This window comes from Streptomyces sp. ATexAB-D23 (assembly GCF_000373645.1).
GTDB classification, from domain to species: Bacteria; Actinomycetota; Actinomycetes; order Streptomycetales; family Streptomycetaceae; genus Streptomyces; species Streptomyces castrisilvae.
The window spans coordinates 32,001-52,736 of sequence record NZ_KB892022.1 but is presented as its reverse complement, the minus strand read 5'-3'; the positions used below and the strand labels follow the sequence as shown (position 1 = coordinate 52,736).

26 protein-coding genes are annotated in these 20,736 nt (G+C 74.0%); 15 read left to right on the top strand and 11 right to left on the bottom strand.

The genetic code is table 11. The annotated features are described in order from the left end of the window. Nucleotides 1–139: 139 nt before the first annotated feature. From B082_RS0120035 to rpmG, 5 genes are all read right to left on the bottom strand, one after another. Nucleotides 140–943 carry an alpha/beta fold hydrolase gene (locus B082_RS0120035; RefSeq protein ID WP_018553600.1) on the bottom strand — a complete coding sequence of 268 codons (804 nt, stop codon included), beginning with the start codon at nt 941–943 and terminating at the stop codon, nt 140–142. 64 nt (nt 944–1,007) lie between these two features. Further along, a complete protein-coding gene (rpmF, locus tag B082_RS0120030; RefSeq protein ID WP_018553599.1) occupies nt 1,008–1,178 on the bottom strand; it encodes a 50S ribosomal protein L32 in 171 nt (56 codons plus the stop codon). A 49-nt stretch (nt 1,179–1,227) separates the two neighbouring features. Further along, on the bottom strand, nt 1,228–2,379 hold the full coding sequence (locus B082_RS0120025) for a GTP-binding protein (RefSeq protein ID WP_018553598.1): 1,152 nt from the start codon (nt 2,377–2,379) through the stop codon (nt 1,228–1,230). Further along, nucleotides 2,376–2,633, bottom strand: a complete 258-nt coding sequence (locus B082_RS0120020; protein ID WP_018553597.1) for a type B 50S ribosomal protein L31 — start codon at nt 2,631–2,633, stop codon at nt 2,376–2,378. The genes B082_RS0120025 and B082_RS0120020 overlap by 4 nt, the downstream gene beginning before the upstream one ends. 49 nt (nt 2,634–2,682) lie before the next feature. Next, nucleotides 2,683–2,847, bottom strand: a complete 165-nt coding sequence (rpmG, locus tag B082_RS0120015; RefSeq protein ID WP_018553596.1) for a 50S ribosomal protein L33 — start codon at nt 2,845–2,847, stop codon at nt 2,683–2,685. Between the two features lie 69 nt (nt 2,848–2,916). On the opposite strand from rpmG, the gene rpmB reads away from it, so the two are divergent. Next, nucleotides 2,917–3,153, top strand: a complete 237-nt coding sequence (rpmB, locus tag B082_RS0120010) for a 50S ribosomal protein L28 (protein ID WP_018553595.1) — start codon at nt 2,917–2,919, stop codon at nt 3,151–3,153. Next, nucleotides 3,153–3,458, top strand: coding sequence for a 30S ribosomal protein S14 (gene rpsN, locus B082_RS0120005; protein ID WP_018553594.1), 306 nt, complete (start codon nt 3,153–3,155; stop codon nt 3,456–3,458). The genes rpmB and rpsN overlap by 1 nt, the downstream gene beginning before the upstream one ends. Nucleotides 3,459–3,507: 49 nt before the next feature. Here the strand turns inward: rpsN and B082_RS0120000 are convergent, their stop codons facing one another. Continuing rightward, nucleotides 3,508–4,344, bottom strand: coding sequence for an SDR family oxidoreductase (locus tag B082_RS0120000; RefSeq protein WP_018553593.1), 837 nt, complete (start codon nt 4,342–4,344; stop codon nt 3,508–3,510). 194 nt (nt 4,345–4,538) lie between these two features. Further along, nucleotides 4,539–5,549 carry an AraC family transcriptional regulator gene (locus tag B082_RS0119995; RefSeq protein ID WP_018553592.1) on the bottom strand — a complete coding sequence of 337 codons (1,011 nt, stop codon included), beginning with the start codon at nt 5,547–5,549 and terminating at the stop codon, nt 4,539–4,541. A gap of 127 nt (nt 5,550–5,676) precedes the next feature. Here B082_RS0119995 and B082_RS0119990 point away from each other — a divergent pair, with 127 nt between their 5' ends. Together B082_RS0119990 and B082_RS0119985 are read left to right on the top strand one after the other, a co-directional pair. Next, entirely contained in the window at nt 5,677–6,216 is a 540-nt protein-coding gene (locus tag B082_RS0119990) for a GNAT family N-acetyltransferase (protein WP_199783823.1), read from the top strand. A 46-nt stretch (nt 6,217–6,262) separates the two neighbouring features. Beyond that, nucleotides 6,263–6,910 (top strand): class I SAM-dependent methyltransferase, encoded by a 648-nt coding sequence (locus tag B082_RS0119985; protein ID WP_018553590.1) that lies wholly within the window; start codon nt 6,263–6,265, stop codon nt 6,908–6,910. 79 nt (nt 6,911–6,989) lie between these two features. Here B082_RS0119985 and B082_RS0119980 read toward each other — a convergent pair whose 3' ends face one another. Next, nucleotides 6,990–7,268, bottom strand: coding sequence for a metal-sensitive transcriptional regulator (locus B082_RS0119980; RefSeq protein WP_018553589.1), 279 nt, complete (start codon nt 7,266–7,268; stop codon nt 6,990–6,992). 153 nt (nt 7,269–7,421) lie between these two features. Between B082_RS0119980 and B082_RS0119975 the strand changes: the two genes are divergently transcribed. Together B082_RS0119975 and B082_RS0119970 are read left to right on the top strand one after the other, a co-directional pair. Beyond that, complete coding sequence (locus B082_RS0119975) at nt 7,422–7,877, top strand: SRPBCC family protein (RefSeq protein ID WP_018553588.1); 456 nt, start codon at nt 7,422–7,424, stop codon at nt 7,875–7,877. Between the two features lie 46 nt (nt 7,878–7,923). Beyond that, nucleotides 7,924–9,516 (top strand): phytoene desaturase family protein, encoded by a 1,593-nt coding sequence (locus B082_RS0119970; RefSeq protein WP_018553587.1) that lies wholly within the window; start codon nt 7,924–7,926, stop codon nt 9,514–9,516. An 80-nt stretch (nt 9,517–9,596) separates the two neighbouring features. On the opposite strand, the gene B082_RS0119965 is transcribed toward B082_RS0119970, so the two are convergent. Further along, on the bottom strand, nt 9,597–10,457 hold the full coding sequence (locus B082_RS0119965) for an SDR family oxidoreductase (RefSeq protein WP_018553586.1): 861 nt from the start codon (nt 10,455–10,457) through the stop codon (nt 9,597–9,599). Between the two features lie 297 nt (nt 10,458–10,754). Here B082_RS0119965 and B082_RS0119960 point away from each other — a divergent pair, with 297 nt between their 5' ends. Both B082_RS0119960 and B082_RS0119955 read left to right on the top strand, forming a co-directional pair. Beyond that, nucleotides 10,755–11,441: a HemK2/MTQ2 family protein methyltransferase gene (locus B082_RS0119960; protein ID WP_018553585.1), complete on the top strand. Its 687-nt coding sequence runs from the start codon at nt 10,755–10,757 to the stop codon at nt 11,439–11,441. Beyond that, nucleotides 11,425–11,646, top strand: a complete 222-nt coding sequence (locus B082_RS0119955) for a CDGSH iron-sulfur domain-containing protein (RefSeq protein WP_018553584.1) — start codon at nt 11,425–11,427, stop codon at nt 11,644–11,646. Before B082_RS0119960 ends, B082_RS0119955 begins: the two co-directional genes overlap by 17 nt. Nucleotides 11,647–11,684: 38 nt before the next feature. Here B082_RS0119955 and B082_RS0119950 read toward each other — a convergent pair whose 3' ends face one another. After that, the gene (locus tag B082_RS0119950) at nt 11,685–13,319 is read right to left on the bottom strand and encodes an MFS transporter (protein WP_018553583.1); all 1,635 of its coding nucleotides are present in this window, start codon (nt 13,317–13,319) and stop codon (nt 11,685–11,687) included. Between the two features lie 250 nt (nt 13,320–13,569). Then, complete coding sequence (locus B082_RS0119945) at nt 13,570–14,346, bottom strand: IclR family transcriptional regulator (RefSeq protein WP_018553582.1); 777 nt, start codon at nt 14,344–14,346, stop codon at nt 13,570–13,572. 97 nt (nt 14,347–14,443) lie between these two features. Here B082_RS0119945 and B082_RS0119940 point away from each other — a divergent pair, with 97 nt between their 5' ends. From B082_RS0119940 to B082_RS0119910, 7 genes are all read left to right on the top strand, one after another. Continuing rightward, nucleotides 14,444–15,613, top strand: a complete 1,170-nt coding sequence (locus B082_RS0119940; RefSeq protein WP_026249978.1) for a cupin domain-containing protein — start codon at nt 14,444–14,446, stop codon at nt 15,611–15,613. Then, nucleotides 15,610–16,458, top strand: a complete 849-nt coding sequence (locus B082_RS0119935) for a fumarylacetoacetate hydrolase family protein (protein ID WP_018553580.1) — start codon at nt 15,610–15,612, stop codon at nt 16,456–16,458. Before B082_RS0119940 ends, B082_RS0119935 begins: the two co-directional genes overlap by 4 nt. Then, entirely contained in the window at nt 16,458–17,159 is a 702-nt protein-coding gene (locus B082_RS0119930; RefSeq protein WP_018553579.1) for a maleylpyruvate isomerase family mycothiol-dependent enzyme, read from the top strand. The genes B082_RS0119935 and B082_RS0119930 overlap by 1 nt, the downstream gene beginning before the upstream one ends. Before the next feature lie 65 nt (nt 17,160–17,224). Next, nucleotides 17,225–18,517 carry an FAD-dependent oxidoreductase gene (locus tag B082_RS0119925; RefSeq protein ID WP_018553578.1) on the top strand — a complete coding sequence of 431 codons (1,293 nt, stop codon included), beginning with the start codon at nt 17,225–17,227 and terminating at the stop codon, nt 18,515–18,517. Next, nucleotides 18,514–19,206 carry a 3-oxoacid CoA-transferase subunit A gene (locus B082_RS0119920; RefSeq protein WP_018553577.1) on the top strand — a complete coding sequence of 231 codons (693 nt, stop codon included), beginning with the start codon at nt 18,514–18,516 and terminating at the stop codon, nt 19,204–19,206. Before B082_RS0119925 ends, B082_RS0119920 begins: the two co-directional genes overlap by 4 nt. Continuing rightward, on the top strand, nt 19,206–19,883 hold the full coding sequence (locus B082_RS0119915) for a 3-oxoacid CoA-transferase subunit B (protein WP_018553576.1): 678 nt from the start codon (nt 19,206–19,208) through the stop codon (nt 19,881–19,883). The genes B082_RS0119920 and B082_RS0119915 overlap by 1 nt, the downstream gene beginning before the upstream one ends. Nucleotides 19,884–19,979: 96 nt before the next feature. Then, on the top strand, nt 19,980–20,588 hold the full coding sequence (locus B082_RS0119910) for a TetR/AcrR family transcriptional regulator (protein ID WP_018553575.1): 609 nt from the start codon (nt 19,980–19,982) through the stop codon (nt 20,586–20,588). The last annotated feature ends 148 nt before the right edge of the window (nt 20,589–20,736 follow it).

The following is a 20,736-nucleotide window of genomic DNA, read 5'->3' as shown; positions in this document are numbered from 1 at the left end:
CATTGATCACTTTCCGCAGGTGAGGAGTCGACGCGCGCGCGACGGCGGTGCATAGGATCGGCCGAATGCGCCGGCCGGACCGTGCGTCGTTGAACCAGCCCCGGAACAGAGGCCGGAGACGTCGACGCCCTGGTGCCTGCTACCGGACGGCCTCCGCCAAGTAACCCGCCAGCGCCCCGTACAGCGCCTCCGGCGCCTCCAGGTGTACGTCGTGTCCCGTGCCGGGGATGCTGACGGCCCTGGTTTCGGGGCGCAGGCGGAGCATCTCGGTGACCTCGTCGGCGGGGAGGAAGCCGGACCGGGCCAGGACGAGCAGGGTGGGGCACGTGACGCGGGTCCACGCGTCGTGGAAGGAGCGCTGGGCGTTCTCCGCCAGTGAGCGGACCAGGACGTCCCGGTCGAAGCGGGGCCACCAGCCGTCGGCGCGCTGTTCCAGGCCCGCCGCCCAGCCCGCGCCGAGGCTGCCGCCGCCGAAGAAGGCTGCCGCCGCCTCGGGGGAGGGGAACGGCGTCGGCCATGAGTCCAGCCAGTTGCCGATATGCGCGGGGAGGCCCGGGTTCGGGCCGCCGCAGCCGGCTTCCACGAGGGCCAGCGCGCCGATGCGGCCGGGGTGCGCGGCGGCGGTGAGCATCGCGGTGTGGCCGCCCATGGACTGGCCGACCAGGACGGGGCGGTCCAGGGCGAAGTGGTCGATGACGGCGATGACGTCCGCGATGTACGCGGCGCGGGAGACGTCGTGCGGGTGGCGTTCGGAGGCGCCGTGTCCGCGCTGGTCCACCGTGACGACGCGGTGGGTGGGGGCCAGCAGCTCGGCCAGCGCGTCCCATTCGCCCCCGTGCCCGGCCAACCCGTGCAGCAGCACCACGGGTTGGCCGGGTCCGCCCCGCTCACGGCAGGCGATCCGGGTGTCGTCCCGTACGAGCAGGTGTTCACGCCACGGCATGTCGGCTCCCCAAGTCCCCAAGGATCGGATGGCCTTGATCATGCCGGAACCATGGCGGGGATCTTCAGCTCTTCGGCCGGAGCAGGCCGCGCTCGTACGCCTTGCGCAGGTGCTGCGGGACCAGGTGGGTGGCGCCGTCGACGGTGACGGGGACCAGCGCCGGGGTGTCGGCCCGCCACTGGGCGCGGCGGTGACGGGTGTTGCTGCGGGACATCTTGCGTTTGGGGACTGCCATGACGGTCGGGCCTTTCGAGGGGAGGAACGGAGGAATGGAAGAGGGGATGTCAGACGGCCGGGTCGAGCAGGTGGTCGAAACCGGTGGGCCGCGACCAGGCGTCGGGCCCGGACGTCAGCTCGTCGTCGGTGAGCAGGCAGGCGTCGAGCAGTGCGAGCAGCCGTGCCCGGTCGAGTCCCGGTGAGGTGAAGACGAGGTGCTGGCAGCGGTCGCCGTGTTCGGGGTGCCAGTCCAGCGCGGCGGCGGTACGGCGTTCGGCGGGCATCAGCTCCCAGGCGGCGTCCGGCAGCGAGGCCATCCACGGTCCCGCGTTCTCCACGCACAGCGCGCCGCCCGCCGCGTCCCAGGCGAGCAGGGAGTCGGGCCGGTCGGCGAGCCAGAACCGTCCGCGGCTCCGGGCCGCCGCGCAGCACAGGTCTTCCAGCGCCTCGTAGAGCCGGCCGGCGTGGAAGGGCCGGCGGCGCTGCCACACGAGCGTGCCGACCCCGTGCGCGTCGCAGTCGTGGGGGAGCCGGGCGCAGGCCGGATGCTGTGCGGCCGCCGCTGCCGCCACGTCGAACCCCGCCGTCGCCGCCGCGGCCAGACGGCCGGAGCGGACGGGAATCCGGGTCGCGGTGGGGTGGAGCTGGCGCAGCAGCGCGAGATCGTCCGGGCCGGTGCCGGGGCTGTCGGTGACGGCGAGTACGGGGGCGTACTCCAGCTGCCGTGCGAAGGTGTCGCCGATCGTGCGCCGGTCCGTGACGGCCGCGGCGAGACCGGCCTCGGCGAGGTCGTCGCCGTTGGACAGGCAGGGCAGGACGAGCGCCGGGTCCACGGCGGTCACCACGTTGGTGAGCCGGAAGACGCCGTGGCCGTGGGCGGCGACGACCTCGGCCATGGAGCGGGGCTCGACGGAGTCCCACAGTTCCACGACCGCGAGCCGGGTCGTGCCGTCCTCGGCCAGGCGCACCAGCTCGGGCACGAGGTCCTCGCGCAGCGCGCAGCAGGCGCAGTCGTTGACCAGGGGCGTGTCGCCTGAGGCCGTCTCGCCGTGGGCGTCGCGCACGCTGCGGCGTACGGTGCCCGCCGGGCCCGCGGACAGGTCGTGGTGCAGGGCGACGCCGCCGGGCACCTCGCGCAGCAGTCGTTCGACCGTCTCGCGCCGGGCGTCGCCGTGCAGTCCGGCGACGATCACCACGGACATCGGGTCCGGGGGCGTCATCGCCGGCCTCCGCCCTGTCCGTAGCGGCGCTCGAAGCGTTCGACGCGGCCCGCGGTGTCCAGGACGCGTGCGGTGCCGGTGTAGAAGGGGTGGCTCGCCGAGGAGATCTCGACGTCGACCACCGGGTAGGTGTGGCCGTCCTCCCAGTCGATCGTCTTCTCGCTGGTCATGGTCGAACGGGTCAGGATGGCGAAGCCTGCGGCCTTGTCGCGGAAGACGACGGGGCGGTAGGCGGGGTGGATTCCGTGCTTCATGGGTGGTCGGTCCCTGGGTGTGGGTGGTCGCGGCGGGGCGGGGGCGGGGTCAGCGTTCCTCGCGGAAGTCGACATGGCGGCGGACCACCGGGTCGAACTTGCGCAGGACCAGCCGGTCCGGGTCGTTGCGGCGGTTCTTGCGCGTCACGTACGTGTAGCCGGTTCCGGCGGTGGAACGGAGCTTGATGATCGGGCGTACTTCGTTGCGAGCCATGGCGGGTAGCATACGACAATGATTTCCATTACCGGTAAGCCGGTGACGAGAGAGAGGCAGAGCCCCCGCATGTCCGCCCACTGTCAGCTGACCGGCGCCGAGCCGGTCTTCGGCAAGAAGATCTCCCATTCCCATCGGCGCACCTCGCGCCGTTTCGACCCCAATATCCAGAACAAGCGCTACTGGCTTCCCGGCGAGGGGCGTTACGTCCGCCTGCGGCTGAGCGTGCGGGCCATCAGGACCGTGGACGTCATCGGTGTGGAGGCCGCGGTCGCCCGGATCCGGGCCCGCGGGGAGCGTGTCTGATGGCGAAGCAGAGCAAGATCGCGAAGAACGAGAAGCGGAAGCGGATCGTGGCCCGCTACGCGCAACGGCGCGCCGAGCTGAAGGCCGTCCTGGTCTCGCCCCGGACCACGGACGACGAGAAGGCCGCCGCGCGAGCGGAACTGGGGCGTCAGCCCCGTGACGCGAGCGCCACCCGCGTGCGCAACCGTGACAGCGTGGACGGGAGGCCGCGCGGCCACCTGCGCAAGTTCGGCCTGTCCCGGGTGCGCCTGCGCGAGCAGGCCCACGCCGGATACCTGCCGGGGGTGACCAAGTCCTCCTGGTGAACCGCCGGATGGGGGCGCCGTGCGTACGTTCGCACGGTGCCCCCGCCGGTCACCCGCCTCGGCTCCGGCCGTCCCGCTCCGCCCGCATCCTTCGCTGTACGCGGGTGCCCCGCGCCACCGCCCACGGCAGGGCGCGCAGGCCGAAGCGGGGGAAGGCGTCCGCCAGGCGGACCTGCGCACCCCGGCCGCGGGGGAGCGTCGTGACCGGGCGCGGGCGGTCCAGGACCTTGCGTACCGCGGCGACCACCTCCTCCGGTTCGAGCAGCTTGCCCGAGAAGGAGAGCGCCGACGCCGGGTCGTCCAGCTTGTCGTGGAGCATCGGCGTCCAGATGCCGTCCGGGCAGACGCAGGAGATGTCGATCTCCGTGAACCCGGCCAGACGCAGGTCGGCCAGGGTGCTCAGGCTGAAACCGATCGCGGCGTGCTTGGACGCCGCGTACACCGCCTCGCCCGGGACCGGGGTCAGTCCCGCCAGCGACACGATGTTGACGATGTGCCCGCCCGTCCCGCGCATCGCCTCGATCGCGGCGACGGTCCCGTTGACGGTGCCGAGCGCGTTGACCTCCAGCATCAGGCGGCGCACCTCGGGACTCTGCTCCCAGACCGGGCCCGTCACGAGCACGCCCGCGTTGTTCACCCATACGTCGAGGCGCCCCGCCTCCGCGACGGCGCGGTCCCGGGCCGCCGCGACCTGCGCCTCGTCGCGCACATCGACCGCCGCCCATGACACATCGGGCCCGAGGCCGGCCGCCGCCGACCGTGCCGCGGCCTCGTCCACGTCGGTGACCAGGACGTGGTGGCCGCGCTCGACCAGGGCGGCGGCGATCAGCCTGCCGAGCCCGCGGCCCGCCCCCGTCACCACCGCGCCCGCGCGTGCCGCGCTCACCGGAGGCCGCCCTCGGCATGGCCGGCCCCCGGCACCGCACGCTCCGGCGGCCGGGCCCCCGGCGTGGTGTCCGCTGCTGTCATGACCCACTCCCTCGCGCTCGTCGTCCGGCCCGCAGCATGCCCGCCGGGACGGGGCGGGATTTGTTCCGGCGCGACAATTCCCGGAAGACGGCGGGGCGGCGGCCCTCGGCCTCAGGAGGTACCGCGTGCCAGCCGGCGCACCTCGCTCGGGCTCGTGCCCCGCCAGCGCCGTACCGCGTGACTGAGGCCGGACTGGTCGGCGAAGCCCGCCATCGCGGCCACCTGGCCGAGGGGCAGATCGGTGGTCGTGATGTAGCGCAGCGCGAGGTCCCGCCGCACGTCCTCCAGGATCTCGCCGAAGCCGGTCGATTCCGCCGCGAGGCGCCGTTGCAGCGTGCGCGGGTGCATCGCGAGGAGCCGGGCGATGTGGCCGATGGCCGGGGGCGTGATGCCCACGGTCTCGATCAGGGCGCGCCGCGCGTGCGTGGCGACCCGGTCCTCCGGGTCCGTGTGGTGCCGGGCCAGATGGTCGACGGCGAGCCGGCGCACGGCCGCGTCGCCGCTGCTGAACTCCCGCTCCAGCAGGCGCCGTTCCACCCGCAGCGCGCCGGCCGGGCTCCCGAACCGCACGTCCGCGCCGAAGAAGCCGGTGTACCGCGCGACCGGCGACAGCGGCTGGTGCGGCAGCTCCACCGACCGCAGCCCGCGCAGGCCGCCCACCAGCGCCGCCGCCACCCCGTGGAACAGCCCGATGCCCAGCTCCATGGCCTGCGGGGAGTACGGGGACTCGCGGGCGTCCTTGCGGTAGGTCAGCGCCACCACCTCGCGGCGCCCCCTCGGGTCCGGCTCCACACCGATGCTCAGCGCCGGGCTGTGCACGAACAGGAACCGCGACGCGCACTCCAGCGCCTCGGCCACCGTGGACGACGCCTCGATCGCGGGCGCCAGCCGGCCCAGGATGCCGATGTCCTGGGCGCGGGCCAGGCGGAGACCGAAGTCGGGGCAGCGCAGATCGCGGGCCGCCGCGTCGAGCATCGCGTCGTGCCCGGTGATCGGCACCAGCTCGTCGTCGGAGACCAGCGCCCGCAGCGGAATGGCGAACCGCCGGGCCAGCTCGACCGGGTCGCCGCCCAGTTCCTCCACGAGGCGCGTGAAGCCGCGCAGACTGGCTCCCCGGATCATCGCTCCCACGCGGCGATGCTAAGGGCTGCCCGGTAATCCCTGGTGGGCGCACGACGCGGCCACGGCACCTCGCCGGGTACGGGCCCCTGGCCGGCCGTGCCACCGGGCCGCCTGGATAATCCGTGCGGTGAACGATCGTGTGCGGTTGCCGGGCAGGCTGAGGCTGCGTCCCTGGGAGATGTCCGACGCGTCCGCCGTGCGGGAGGCGTTCGCCGAGCCGGGGATGGAGCGGCAGGCCGACGCTCCGGTCGTCACGGTGTCCGACGCCGAGGAGTGGATCGGGCGGCGGCAGGATCAGTGGAGCCGGGAGGCCGCCTTCGCGTTCGCCGTCGCGGACGCGTCGGGCACCGCGCTCGGCGGCGTCTCCGTGAGCGGCCCGGACGCACACGCCACCGGCTGGGTCTCCTACTGGACCGGTTCCGCCGCGCGCGGCAAGGGGGTGGCGACCCTCGGCTGCCGGGCGCTCGCCGACTGGTGCTTCGCCGAACTGGGCCTCTTCCGGCTGGAGTTGGGGCACCGTACCAACAACCCGGCCTCCTGCCGGGTGGCGCTCGCCTCCGGGTTCGTCGCCGAGGGGCTGCAACGGCGCAAACTCGCGTACGACGGCGTCCGCTACGACGTCGAGACGCACGCCCGGCTCGCGACGGACCCGCGCCCGGCCCCGTAGGAAGCGGCCCGGTGGTCTGTCCGTGGCGGGCGCTACTGTCGCCGGCATGGTCGAACACGATGCCCTCCGCGCCACCCGCGACGCCTACGACGCCGCAGCCGTCCAGTACGCCCAGCTGTTCACCGACTCGCTCCGCGACGCTCCGCTGGACCGCGCGATGCTGGGCGCCTTCGCCGAGTACGTCGGCGCGGCCGGCGGCGGCCGGGTCGCGGACCTCGGCTGCGGGCCCGGCCACGTCACGGCCCACCTGGCGGGGCTCGGCCTTGAGGCGTTCGGCGTGGACGCCTCGCCCGCGATGATCGAGCTGGCGCGCACGGCGTGGCCGGAGCTGCGGTTCGACGTGGGGACGATGGCCGCGCTGGACATCCCGGACGGGACGCTGGGCGGTGTGCTCTCGCGGTGGTCGGTCATCCACACCCCGCCGCCCGAACTCCCGGCCGTTCTCGGTGAGTTCCAACGAGTCCTGGCGCCCGGCGGCCACCTTCTCATCGGCTTCTCCGCGACCGAGGGACCGGACCGCCCCACGCAGTCCTTCGATCACGCCGTCGCGCTCGCCCACCGCTGGTCGCCCGGCCACCTCGCCGGGCTGCTGCGCGCGCACGGGCTGAACGAGGTGGCCCGGATGGTCCGCGAACCCGGGCCCGAGGACCGGCGCCGGTTCCAGGAAGTGCACCTGCTCGCCCGCAAGGAGTAGGGCCTGTCCGGGGCGCCCGCGGCGTCGGGAACACCCCGGAAGGCACCCACTCGGCGACGCGCTGATGTGACGGCTGTGGTCAGGCCAGGGAGAGGAACAGCTTCTCCAGGCGGGCCCGCATCTGGTTCCGGTCCGCCACCGGCTGCTCGCCGTCGGCCATGCAGTGCTGGAGGCCCGTCGCGATGATGGCGAAACCGGCCCGGTCCAGGGCGCGGGAGACCGCGGCCAGCTGCGTGATCACGTCCTCGCAGTCCCGGCCCTCCTCGATCATCCTGATGATCCCGGCGATCTGGCCCTGCGCCCGCTTCAGCCGGTTGAGCACCGACTTCAGCTCATCGGCCGCCATGTCGAGCTCCACGGTTCCTCCCTCGGCATACCCCTAGGGGTATATCGTACCGTGTTCGACGCGCTACGAGTCTGCCATCAGGGGCGTCCCCGTACGGCGGACACCGCTTGTGGGGCGTCGGGTGCCGGGTGAGGGTGGCGGTGCCCGACGAATGCTGGAGGACCGATGGCCGTACGGCACCGCCTGATCGAACGCCCCGTGAAAGACGTCTGGAAGGTCCTCGCGGACGGCACGCTCTACAGCGACTGGGTGGTCGGAACCTCGGACTCGCGTCCCCGGCGGGGCGCCTGGCCGGAGGTCGGCTCCAGCATCACCTACACCCTCGGGCTGGGGCCGTGGTCCATGCAGGGCACCACCTACGTCCGGCGGTGCGAGGCCCCGCACGTGCTGGAGCTGGAGGCCGACAGCGGCCGGATCGGCACCGCCCGGATCGCCCTGGAGGTGCGCCAGTGGGGCGAGAACGCCCTGGTGACCCTGGACGAACACCCCCTGCGCGGCCCCGCGGGGAAGCTGCACAACACCGCCGCCGACGCCCTGATCCAGCTGCGCCACCGCAGCGTTCTCGCCCGGCTGGCCACAACGGTCGAGACGTCCCCGAAGGGCACGCGCGAAGCGGTCTGACCGGGCCGGCCCTCACCCCCGGCCCCGAGAGCACGTGGAGGCACCGATGCCGGACGCCGTGGTCATCGGCGCGGGACCCAACGGTCTCGTCGCGGCGAACCTCCTTGCCGCGGCGGGGTGGAGCGTGGAGGTCCTGGAGGCCCAGCCGGAGCCCGGCGGCGCGGTCCGCAGCGACCGCGGCGTGCACCCCGACTACGTCAACGACCTGTTCAGCTCCTTCTACCCGCTCGCGGCGGCCTCCCCGGTCCTCGGCGGCCTCGGCCTCCAGGAGGAGGGGTTGCAGTGGTCGCGCGCCCTCCGCGTCCTGGCCCACCCGCTGCCGGACGGCCGGTGCGCGGTCCTCGAAGGGCGGGCGCGTGACACGGCGGCCGGTCTCGACGCGTTCGCCGAGGGCGACGGGGCGGCCTGGCTGGAGCTGTGCGCCACCTGGGACCGGGTGCGGCGCGACCTGCTGGGCGCCCTGTTCACCCCGTTCCCGCCGGTGCGCCCCGCCGTCCGCCTCGCCGCCCGGCTCCGGGCCGCAGACGGCCTGCGGCTGGCCCGGACCCTGCTGCTGCCCGTGCGCCGCCTGGGCGAGGAGCGGTTCGGCGGCGAGGCGGCCAGGCTCCTGCTCGCGGGCAGCGCGCTGCACGCCGACCTCGGCCCCGAAGCGGCGGGGAGCGGCGGCTTCGGCTGGCTGATGTCGATGCTCGGCCAGACCTACGGCTTCCCGGTGCCGGTCGGGGGCGCCGGTGCCCTCACGGCGGCGCTGGTGCGGCGACTGGAGCGGTACGGAGGCGTCGTCCGCTGCGGTGAGCGCGTGACCGAGGTCGTCGTACGCGGCGGACGCGCCGTCGGCGTACGCACCGCGAACGGCGAGGCCGTCCCCGCGTCCCGGGCCGTGCTCGCCGACGTGTCCGCGCCGGCGCTCTACGGCGGGCTGGTCGACGCCCGGCACCTGCCCGGCCGGCTGCTGGACGACCTGCGCCGGTTCCAGTGGGACTTCGCGACGTTCAAGATCGACTGGGCGCTGAACGGACCGGTGCCGTGGACCGCGCGAGCGGCGGCCACGGCGGGCACCGTGCACCTGGCCGAAGGCGTCGACGGCCTCACCCGGTTCGCGGCGCAGATCGCCATGGGCCGGGTGCCCGACCGCCCGTTCCTCCTCTTCGGCCAGATGACCACCGCCGACGCCACGCGCTCACCGGCCGGCACCGAGGCCGCGTGGGCCTACACGCATGTCCCGCACCGCGTCAAGGGTGACGCGGGGGAGGACGGCCTGACCGGGCGGTGGGACCCGGGCGAGCGGGAAGCCATGGCCGACCGCATGGAGAAGGAGGTCGAGCGCTGGGCGCCCGGCTTCCGCTCCCGCATCGTCGCCCGTCGCCTCCTGGCGCCCCCCACCATCGAATCCATGGACGCCAACCTGCCCGGCGGTGCGATCAACGGCGGCACCGCGGCCGCGCATCAGCAACTGGTGTTCCGCCCGACCCCGGGCACCGGCAGGCCGGAGACCCCGGTGAAGGGCCTGTACCTGGCCTCCGCCTCCGCGCACCCGGGCGGCGGGGTGCACGGTGCCCCCGGCGCCAACGCCGCCCGCGCCGCGCTGCGGCGCACCCTGCGCCCGGGGCCACTGGCCTCGCGCGGAGGGAAGCGCTGAGGCACCGGCTCACCGGCCCGCGCCGGCCGCCCTGCCGGAAGCACCGCCGCGCAGCCGCCCGCAGCGCCCTGTCGGCCCCGTCAGGTCCTCTCCGCCGCCCGGCCGCCCGCGCCGAGCAGACCGGTGGCCGTGAACTGCGAGCGGTTCAGCTCCTTGCGGGTCGCCAGGGAGACCACCCCCGGCAGCGCGGCCCGGACCGCCTGCACGCCGCGCAGCCACCCCGGGACGTACACCGCCGGGGAACGCCGCTCGACCGAGGCCACCAGGCGCCGGGCCACGTAGGGCGCCGGGTAGGTCCTGCGGGCGGCCGGCGGCATATGGGCCCGCAGCTCGCGGAGCACCGGGTGCTGGTCGGCGTCCCGGATCATGTCGGTGTCGATCCAGTTGAGGTACCCGATGCCCACGGTGACGCCGCGCGGGGCGAGTTCGGCCCGCAGGGAGTGGGCGAGGGACTCCACGCCCGCCTTGGAGGCGCAGTACGCGCTCATCATCGGCGCGGCACCGATGGAGGCCAGCGAGGCGACCTGGAGGTAGTGCCCGCGGGTGTCCAGGAGCTGCGGCAGGAACACCCGCGCGGTGACCGCGCTGCCGACGAGGTTGACCTCGATCACGCGCCGCCAGCTCACCGGGTCGGAGTCCGCGAACGGGCCGCCCTCGGCCACGCCCGCGTTGGCGACGACGACCGAGACGGGGCCCAGCCCGCGGCGTACGTCCTCGGCGGCACGGGCCATCGCCGCGTCGTCGGTGACATCGACGGGCCAGTGCCCGGACGGCGTGGGGAGCGTGGCGGCCACCCGGGCGAGCACGTCCTCCTCCAGGCCGAGCAGGGCCACGCGCACACCCCGGGCGGCCAGCTCACGGGCCACGGCCTCCCCGAGGCCGCGAGCCCCGCCGGTCACCACGGCCGTGCGGCCGTTCAGCGGGTGCTTCCGGTCAGTCACGGGACTCCTTCGCGGTCCGGGGAGGGGGGCGTGCCCGGCGGTTCGGGGCCGGGTCCGCCCTCGTACCGGTCATGGTCACCCGCAGGCCGGGGATGCGCGCGGCGGGAGCGGCCGGAGCCCGCCCCGGGCATGGGGGTACGGGCCCGGGGCAGGAGGCGGGGTACCGCCGTCCGAGTCGCGGCGGGCGGTCGGCCCGTTCACCCTGGACGGGATGAGCACGCGCCGGTGGGAAGCGAGGACCTGCCCGCCCCGCCCCGTACGTGTCCGCACGTGTGCGCACCCTCATGGAGGATCCGGATGACGACAGCCGTCGCACCACCCGTTGATCTGGGAAGGCTGTGGACCCTGCCCGGGGTCTACGCACCGCAGGCCGACACCCACCTGCTGGCGCGGGCGCTGCACGCCGAAGAGCTCACCGCGGACATGGACGTCCTCGACGTCTGCACGGGGAGCGGCGCCCTCGCCCTGCTGGCCGCGCGGAGCGGGGCCGGCGTCTTCGCGGTCGACATCTCGCGGCGCGCCGTGATGACCGCCCGCATGAACGCCGCCCGCGCCGGACACCGCGTCCGGGTGCTGCGCGGCGACCTCACCGGGCCCGTCGCCGCACAGCGCTTCGACCTGGTGATGAGCAACCCGCCGTACGTACCGGCCCCCGGCGCGCGCCGCTTCCGCAGCCACGGCCCCGAGGTCGCCTGGGACGCCGGTCTGTGCGGCCGCCAGGCCCTGGACCGGATCTGCGACCACGCCCCCGGCCTGCTCCGGCCGAACGGCGTGCTGCTCCTCGTCCACTCGGGCCTGTGCGGCGTGGAGGTGACGCGGGACCGGCTGACGGCCAACGGGCTGCGCTGCACGGTGACGGCCCGCGCCGCCGTACCGTTCGGGCCGGTCATGACCCGGCGGCTGCCCTGGCTGCGCGCCCGGGGGCTGATCGGGGCCGGCGAGGACACCGAGGAACTGGTGGTCGTCCGTGCCGAACGAAGCTGACCGCCCCCGCCGCCTGACGGTCGAGCCCAACGGCCCGGTGCTCATCGAGGGGCCGGTGGAGATCGTCCGCGACGACGGCACGATCGCCGCCTCCGACCGGTTTCTCGTCGCCGTCTGCACCTGTCGCCGCAGCCGGACGTACCCGTGGTGCGACACCAGCCACCGCCGTCGTACGAAGCCCCCGGGCACCGGCCGGTCCGGCTGACCGGAGGCGGCCGGTGCCCACCAGGGGACGGGACTTCGTCACAACGCCGCGGGCTGCGGCTCCCCGTCCCGCTCGGCCGCCTCGTCCCCGGCCGGCGACGGGGCGGGGGAGCGGTGCGGACGGACGCCGATCATGCCGACGCCGGTCAGGACGGCGGCCACGGCGGCGGCGATGCCACAGATGAGGAAGGCGTTGCCGAAGCCGCTGCCCAGCGCGTCCAGGGCAAGGGACCGTGCCCCGGCGCCCGGGGTGCCCGGAGGCAGACTGTTGACGGCGATCGGGCCGCCCTCCGAGGCGATCTGCCGTGCCGCCCTCCGGCTCTCCGCCGGCAGATCCGCCCCGCCCAGCTTCGAGGAGAACGCCGAGGCCGCCTTGGACAGGGCGACCGCCCCGACGACGACCGGGCCGAGCGCGAAACCGAGATCCCGGAGCATGTTGGTCGTCGCGCTCGCCATGCCGGCCAGGTGCGGGGGCACGCTGTCCAGTGCCACCGCCGTCACCGAGCTCACGCACAGCGCGAAGCCGACGCCGATCAGCAGATCGGGCACCACGAACGCGGTCAGGTCGAGGTCGCCGATGTCCAGCCGGGTGCACAGCAGGCAGCCGACGGCCATCAGGACGAAGCCCGAGGTCAGCAGCCAGGCCGGGGCGACCCGGTGCAGCAGCCGGGAGACGACGGGGATGAGGAGGAAGGCCGGCCCCTGGAGCAGCAGGAACGGGACGGCCACGCGCAGCGGGTCCTGGTGCTGGACCGGACCGAGCCACATGCTCGTCGCGAAGCACGCGCCGAGGAAGGCGAGCATGCCGATCACGGCGACCACCGAGGAGACCGTGAAGGCCCGGTTCCTGAACAGGGTCAGGTCGAAGATCGGGGACTTGGCGCCCACTTCGACCAGGACGAAGCCGGCGAGGAAGCAGAGCCCGAGCATGGCGGAGAGCAGCACCGGCAGGGTCGTCCACCCGGCCTCGGGGCCCTCGACGGCGGCGTACAGCACAAGGATCAGGCCGATGGCGAAGGTGATCTGGCCCGGTACGTCCAGCTCGCGGCCCTCCGCCGACTTGGACTCCGAGGTCAGCGCCAGGGTGAGCACCACGCTCAGCAGGGCGAGCGCGACGAGCACCCAGAAGGAGCCGCGCCAGGAGCCCACCTTCGCGAACGCCCCGCCGATCAGCGGCGAGACGGCCGCGCCCGCGGACAGGAACCCGCTCCAGAGCGCGACGGCGTGGGCCCGCTCCCGGGGGTTGCGGGTGACCGAGGCGAGCATGGTGAGCGAGCCGGGGAACAGGGCACCCGCGCCGAGCCCGTTGATCGCCGCGCCCACCCACAGGACCTGTACGGACGGGGCGAGCGCGGCCACGGCGCTGCCGGCCGCGATGAGCGCGGCCCCCGTGGTGATCAGCCGCTTGCGGCCGAACCGGTCGCCGAGCACGCCGAAGGTGAACTCGAAGCACACCACGGCGACCATGAAGGCCGAGGTGATCCAGGTCAGCTGCGAGCCATGGGTGTGGAGGTCCTCCTGGAAGAGGCCGTTGAGGGAGGCCGGCAGCGCGTTGGCGACCTGCGCCACGAACACCGCGCAGCTGGTGGCAGCCAGCGTGGCCGCGTAGCCCGGCTTCCGGGCGGCCCCCGCGGTTGGGCCCTGGGACGTCGTCGTCCCGTTGTTCAGCGTCATTGCTTTCTCCCTGGCTGGGAAGGGGAATCGGTCCGCGCACGGCGGGACCTGGCTCCGGCGGACCGCCGGAGTGGGGGAGAGGGGGGAGAGCGCCGCAGCAGTCAGGCGCGTGCTGAGGAGAATGACATCTGCTTTACGCAACGTCAACGAAATGTTCGTGGCTTAAATTAGTTTCTCGCGACGTAAGCCGCGCGCCGGCCGCGCTCCCCCGCGGCCCGGCCCGTGGGCGGGGCCGGCGGCCCCGGCGGGCTCAGCGGGCCTCGGCCAGGTCCGCTTCCAGGGCCCGTGCCGCGAGACTCAGTGCGGCGACCAGGGACCGCAGGCCGTGCGGGTCGTAGCGCACGCTGGGCATCGAAACCGACAGGCCCGCCTGCGCCGACCCGTCCCGGTCGCGCACCGGAACCCCCACGGCGACGAGCCCGCGCTCGGAGCGCTCCTGGTTCACGGCGAAGCCGCTGCGGGCGATCAGGTCCAACTCGGTCCGCAGCCGGCCCAGGTCCGGCCGCTCCGCCGGGCGGTCGCGGTAGCGCGCGGGGGAGTAGATCTCCGCCAGTGCCGCGTCGTCGAGCCCGCAGAGCAGGAGCAGGCCCGCGGTGGTGCGGTGCGCGGGGAACACCATGCCCTCGCGGGAGCCGACCCGCAGCGCCTGCCCGCTTTCGACGCTGGCGATGAACCGGGTCGTGTCCCCGGTCCTGATCGTGAGGTTCGCGGTCTCGTCCAGCAGATCGACCAGACGCCGCAGATGGGGCAGTGCGGCCGTCCGCATCCGGGACACCCGCGACTGCGAGTGCGCCGCCAGTTCCAGGACGGGGCCCGCCCGGTAGACGCGGTTCTCGTCCTGCACGGCGAAGTCCCGGTACACGAGCATCGCCAGGAGCCGGTGGGCCGTGGACCGGGCGACCCCCAGCCGCTCGGCGATCTGCGAAACCGTGGCCCCGCCCTCCAGCTGAAGGATGGTCGCCGCCCGCAGGGCGTGGTCGACGCTCGCGACGGGATACGGGGGCGGCGTCTTGAGGGGCTTGTCCACCGGTCCTCCTGAGGTTCTCGGGGCGGCCCGCCGGCCGATCGGTTCTGCTCTCCAGAATCTACATGTCTTCTCTGCGCACACGACGCACGCTGACTCCGTGACTCAGCCCTCCGTTGCACAAGACCCCGCCCCGGGCTCCCCGGTCCGGCTACAGGCCGTTTCCGCCGTGGGCCAGCCCGAGGTCACCCCGGCGCTCCGCGAGCTGTACCGGGGCTTCGAACAGGAACTCCTCGTCCCGCTGTGGACCGAGATCGGCGACCTGATGCCCGCGCACCCGCGCTCCCGCGCCACCCCGCACCTGTGGCGGTGGGAGAACCTGCGGGAACTCGCGGCCAGGGCCGGCGAGCTGGTCCCGGTCGGTCGCGGCGGGGAACGCCGCGCCATCGCCCTGGCCAATCCCTCGCTGGGCGGCCGGCCCTTCGCGACGCCCACCCTGTGGGCCGCCATCCAGTACCTCATGCCGGGGGAGGACGCCCCGGAACACCGCCACACCCAGCACGCGTTCCGGTTCGTCGTCGAGGGGGAGGGCGTGTGGACGGTCGTCGGCGGTGACCCGGTCGCCATGCGGCGCGGCGACTTCCTGCCGCAGGCCGGCTGGAACCCGCACGCCCACCACAACGCCACCAGCGAGCCGATGGCCTGGATCGACGGGCTCGACATCCCGTTCCAGTACGCCAACGAGACCCAGTTCTTCGAGTTCGGCCGGGACGAGATCAGTGACGCGGAACGCACCACCCCGGACCGCTCACGCGCCGAACGCCTGTGGGGCCACCCCGGTCTGCGCCCCGTCTCCGCCGGCACCCCCGGGCCCGGCACCCCGCTGCTCGCGTACCGCTGGGAGCACACCGACCGGGCCCTCGCCGACCAGCTCGCCCTGGAGTCGGAGGGCCACCCCGGCACCGTCGGGCCGGGCCACGCCGCCGTCCGGTTCAGCGACCCGTCGACCGGTGCCGACGTGCTGCCCACCCTGCGCGCCGAGATGCACCGCGTCGCCCGTGGCACCGAGACCGCGCCGGTCCGCGAGACCGGCTCGTCGGTCTACCAGGTCTTCGACGGCTCCGGCACCGTCGCCGTCGGGGACAGCACCTGGTCCGTGACGCGCGGCGACCTGTTCGTCGTCCCCTCCTGGCAGCCGCTCTCCGTGCGCTCGGAGGCGGGCGCGAGCGACTCCGACTCCGGCGCCCTGGACCTGTTCCGCTTCAGCGACTCCCCGGTCTTCGAGGCCCTGCACCTCAGCCGCACCCATGTGGAAGGAACCACCCGATGAAGCTCGCCACCCTCCGTACCGGCGGAACGACCCGGGCCGTCCGGCTCGACGGTGACACCCTGGTCGACCTCGGCGCCCCGGACGTCGGCGCGCTGCTGGCCCGCGACGACTGGGCCGCGTACGCCGCCTCGGTCACCGCGCAGGACGCCACCACCTACGCGGCGGCCGGGGCCGCCTACGCGCCTGTCGTCCCCGGGCCCTCCAAGGTGATCTGCGTCGGGCTCAACTACCGCAACCACATCCAGGAGATGGGCCGGGACCTGCCCGAACACCCCACCCTCTTCGCGAAGTTCGCCGACACCCTGACCGGACCCGGCGACGACATCCTCCGGCCTCAGGAGACGGACCGGTTCGACTGGGAGGCCGAACTCGCCCTCGTCATCGGCCGGCCGGCCCGCCGGGCCCGGGGCCAGGAGGCCGAGCGGGCCATCGCCGGCTTCACCGTGCTGAACGACATCACCTGCCGCGACTGGCAGTTCCGCACCCGGGAATGGCTCCAGGGCAAGATGTGGGACGCCAGCACCCCGGTCGGCCCCTGCCTGGTCACCCCCGACGAACTGCCCGGCGGTGTGCGCCCCGCCCTCGGCATCCGGCTCACCGTGGACGGCGAGGTCATGCAGGAGGACACCACGGGCGACCTGCTCTTCGACCCCGTACACCTGGTCGAGTACGTCTCGACCGTGGTCCGCCTCAACCCGGGCGACATCATCGCCACCGGCACCCCCGGCGGCGTCGGGCACGCCCGCACACCGGGGCGCTACCTGCTCGGCGGTGAACACGTCGTCGCCGAGATCGACGGCATCGGCCGCCTGGAGAACCGCGTGGTCGAGGAGAGGGCCGCCTGATGCCCCGCACCTTCGAGGAGGCCCGCGGCTGGGCACGGCTCGGCACCGCCCTGTTCATCGAGGCCGCCGGCCCGGACGAGGACGGGCTGAACGCGCCGAGCGCGCTGCCGGGCTGGACCCGCAAGCACCTGGTCGCGCACGTGGCCGCCAACGCCGACGCCCTGGGCAACCTCGTCCACTGGGCGGCCACCGGCGAACGCACCCCCATGTACGCCTCCCCGCAGGAGCGCGCCGCCGGGATCGCGCGGGGGCCCGCAATGGGGGCCGCCGAGCTGACCGCCTGGCTGCGCGGGTCGGCGCGGGCCCTGGCCTCCGCGGCGGCGGCGCTCGGCGAAGAGCAGTGGCGCTCCGAGGTCGTGACGGCCCAGGGCCGTACCGTGCCCGCGACCGAACTGCCCTGGATGCGTGCCCGCGAGGTGTGCGTCCACGCGGTGGACCTGGGCACCGGGCCGGGCTTCGCGGACCTGCCGGCCGGCTTCCTCACCGCACTCTGCGACGACGTCGTGGCCAAGCGCGCGGGCGAGAGCGGCCCGGCGCTGGTCCTGGAGGCGCCCGGCACCCGCTGGACGCTTCCAGGTCCGGGCGAGCCGGTCGTGCTGACCGGTGACCTCCCCGCGGTCACGGCGTACCTCACCGGGCGCGACCACCCCCTGACCGCCCCCGGCGGCGGCCCCGCCCCGGCCCTCACCCCCTGGCTCTGACCCCCTCCCGCCCACCACGCGCCGGCCCCCTGCGGCACGGGCTTCCGCGACACGAGGAAGAGACGATGACGACCCCTGCGAACCCTCCCACCGGCGGCCGACCCGACGTGATCATCGTCGGGGGAGGCATCGGCGGCCTCAGCTCCGCGTTCGCCCTCGCGCGCAAGGGACTGCGCGTGCGCGTCCTGGAACGCGCGCCGGAGTTCGGCGAGGTCGGCGCCGGCATCCAGATCGCCCCCAACTGCACCCGCATCCTCCACGAGTACGGCCTTCTCGACGAGGCCAAGGAGCTGGGGGTGCTCCCGGAGAACATGGTGATGCGCGATGCCCTCGACGCCCGGGAGCTGACCCGGCTCGACCTGCGGGACCTGGAGCGCCGCTACGGCTTCCCGTACATGGTGATCCACCGCAGCGACCTGCACGGAATCTTCCTGCGTGCCTGCCGGCGGGCCGGGGTCGAGCTGCTCACGGACCGTACGGTCACCGGCTACGAGCACACCGAGGGCGGTGCCCGCGTCCGGCTCGCGGACGGCCGGACCGAGGAGGCGCCGGTCGTCGTCGCCGCCGACGGGCTCCACTCGGTGGCCCGGCGCGAGCTGGTCGGTGACGACGTGGTCAGCTCCGACTACGTCGCCTACCGGGCGGCCGTCCCGATCGGCCGGGTGCGCGACAACGGCATCGCGGAGAAGGACGTCACCGTGTACGTCGGCCCCCGCTGCCACTTCGTGCAGTACGCCCTGCGGGGCGGCGAGATGTTCAACCAGGTCGCCGTGTTCCGGTCGCCGAAGGCGGTGGCGGGCCAGGAGGACTGGGGGACGCCGGACGAGCTGGACGCGGCCTTCGCGGCCACCTGCGACCCCGTACGCAAGGGCATCCCGCTCATGTGGCGGGACCGCTGGTGGCAGATGCTCGACCGGGACCCGGTCGAGACCTGGGTGCACGGCCGGATCGCGCTGCTCGGCGACGCCGCCCATCCGCCCCTCCAGTACATGGCGCAGGGCGCGGTCATGGCCATCGAGGACGGCTGGGTCTTCGCCGAGCACGTCGCCCGGCAGTCGGGCGGGGCCGGCGGAGCACCGGACTGGGACGCCGTGCTCGCCTCCTACGAGGCGGTGCGCGTCGAGCACTGCCGCCGGGTGCAGTCCACCGCCCGCGACTGGGGCGAGCTGTGGCACCTGGACGGCGAGCAGCGGCTGCGGCGCAACGCGGTCATGCGGGACCTGGCCACCGACGACTACGGCTTCACCGACTGGGTGTACGGTCCCACCGCGCTGACCCCCGACGAGGAACCGGCGATGTTCACCCCGATCCCGCTCTCCTCGGCCCCGGCCCCCCTCGCGGGGGTGGACGCCCGATGAGGACGGCCATCGCCGCGACGGCCGACGAGGCCGTGGCGGGCATCGAGGACGGTTCGACGGTCCTGGTGGGCGGCTTCGGCCTGGCGGGGATGCCGTTCGACCTCATCGACGCGCTGATCCGGCAGGGCGCGGGCGACCTGACCATCGTGTCCAACAACGCCGGCAACGGGGACGTGGGCCTGGCCGCGCTGCTGGCGGCCGGCCGGGTGAGCAAGGTGATCTGCTCCTTCCCCCGGCAGAGCGACTCCTACGTGTTCGACGCGCTGTACCGGGCGGGCCGCGTCCGGCTGGAGGTCGTGCCGCAGGGCACCCTCGCCGAACGCATGCGGGCCGCCGGGGCCGGTATCGGCGCGTTCTACTGCCCGGTCGGGGCCGGCACGCCGCTGGCCGAGGGCAAGGAGACCCGGGAGATCGACGGGCGCGCCCACGTGCTGGAGTTCCCGGTGAAGGGGGACGTGGCCCTGATCGCGGCGCACCGCGCGGACACCCTGGGCAACCTCGTCTACCGGAAGACCGCCCGCAACTTCGGCCCGGTGATGGCCACCGCCGCCACGACGGTCGTCGCCCAGGTCACCGACATCGTGCCCGCCGGGCGGATCGACCCCGAGTCCGTGGTCACGCCCGGCATCTACGTCGACCGTCTCGTGCGGGCCGAGGCCCGACGACTGACCGTGCAAGGAGCCCGCTGATGACGGCCGCCCCCACCGCCCCCGCCGCTGTCGAGCACACCGGCCGGGGCCCGCTCACCACCGACGAGCTGGCCGCGCGCATCGCCCGCGACATCGAGCCCGGCTCCTACGTCAATCTCGGCATCGGGCAGCCCACCCGGGTCGCCGAGCACCTGCCGGCGGACGCGGGGATCGTCCTGCACACCGAGAACGGCATGCTCGGCATGGGGCCGGCCGCGGTGGGCGACGCCATCGACCCCGACCTCACCAACGCCGGGAAGGTGCCGGTCACCGAGCTTCCCGGGGCGGCGTACTTCCACCACGCCGACTCCTTCGCGATGATGCGCGGCGGTCATCTGGACGTGTGCGTGCTCGGCGCCTTCCAGGTCTCGGCGCGGGGCGATCTGGCCAACTGGCACACCGGGGACCCCGACGCCGTACCGGCCGTCGGCGGTGCGATGGACCTCGCCGTGGGAGCCCGGCGGGTGCTGGTGATGATGAGGCTCTTCACCCGCGACGGCGCCCCCAAACTCGTGCCCGACTGCACCTGCCCGCTCACCGGCACCGGCTGTGTCGCCCTCGTCTACACCGACCACGGGATCTTCGCCCCGGGGCCGGACGGGGTGCGGGTCCTGGAGACGTACGGCACCACGGTCGCGGAGCTGCGGGAGCGGCTGGAGGTCGACCTGCTCGGATGACCTGCCGGTTTTACGCGATGTCAGGGACGAACGCGCCGCGTAACGTACGGAGGCGGGGTGCCCGTACGGCGTACACCACCGCGTTAGGATCCGGGCATGGCGAACCTTCGTGAGGCCCAGAAGCGGATGACCCGCCGTCTCCTGCTGGAGTCGGGACTCGGACTCTTCAAGTCCAAGGGGTACGCCGCCACCACCGTCGACGACATCGCGACGGCGGCCGGCACCACACGGGTGACCTTCTACGCGTACTTCCCCTCCCGCAGCGATCTGATGAAGGCGCTCATCGACGAGCAGCTGAACGATGCCTTGCAGCGCGTCGGCTCCGCGGAGCACGGCTCCACGGCCCAGGACCTCGTCGCCACGGTCGCCGACGGCTCCCCGGAGGCGATCATGGCGTGGCTCCGGCGTACCGCCGAGAGCTGGCCGGAGATCCGTCCCATCATCCGGATCGGGCGTGACGCCGCGGTGGTCGACCCGGACCTCACCGACCTGGTCGAGCGCTGGATGGAAGAGGCCATCAGCGACATCGAGGACGGCTTGTCCAGGGCCGGCCGGCTGGAGCCCCACCAGCGCCATTTCCGGGGTGTCCTGGCGATGGCTCAGCTGGACTACGTGGCCCAGAACTGGGGCCGCGCCGACTGGAAGCTGACGCAGGCGCAGATGCTCGACGAGCTCGGCGCCAGCTGGTCCCGGCTGCTGAGCTGACCTCCCCCGTGTGACCTGTTCCGTACAGGTCCGACCCGCCCCGCGCAGGCAGCGCCGCGAGGGTTTTCGGCATGCCCCGAAAAGACTCCGGCCGGCCCGGAAAAGGCATTCGGGTGAGATCCGGGCAACTCTCAGTACATTATTTTTT